Source organism: Streptomyces sp. MA5143a, assembly GCF_900290235.1.
GTDB lineage: Bacteria > Actinomycetota > Actinomycetes > Streptomycetales > Streptomycetaceae > Streptomyces.
This window is the reverse complement of record NZ_OLMK01000101.1, coordinates 1-497: the sequence shown is the minus strand read 5'-3', so window position 1 is coordinate 497 and position 497 is coordinate 1. Positions and strand designations below refer to the sequence as shown.

1 protein-coding gene is annotated in these 497 nt (G+C 73.6%); it reads right to left on the bottom strand.

Going from position 1 to position 497, the window contains the following annotated elements:
- A partial coding sequence (locus SMA5143A_RS43245; RefSeq protein WP_219923630.1) for a hypothetical protein occupies positions 1-497 on the bottom strand: 497 nt, incomplete at both ends.

Sequence of the window (497 nt, the reverse complement as noted above, 5' to 3'; positions counted from 1 at the left end):
TCCGGTGATCCGGTCGACGTGGGATCTGGCGTCCGGGATCCGGCCCGGTTCCGCGACGGCGGCGCTGACGGCCAGGACGATGCGCTCGCGCAGCGCCGCACGGTTCCACAGGTCCCGGGCGATGCTCGCCGAGCGGGTCCTGGCCTCGGTGTCGTCCGTGGACGCGGGCCAGGGCAGCACCGCGTAGGTGGCGCGGTCGTGCCGGATGACGAGGGAGCGGGGGTGCACGGTCGTCAGATACAGACGCAGCGTGTCCGACGGGGTCTCGCCGAAGGCCGCCCCTTGTGCGGGCCGGCCCTGCGCGGCGGCCAGGACGGTGACCTTGGCGGTGGACAGCCCCAGTCGTGCGGCGGCCTGTTCGGCGTCCGCCGTTGCGAACAGGAGGGCCTCCAGGTCGTCCCGCTCGGTGGTGCCCTGTCCGTCACGGCTCATACGGACGGCGATCGTCTGTGCGGCGGCGCGGAAGTGCGCCGCCTGTTGTGGGTCGAACGGCGTCC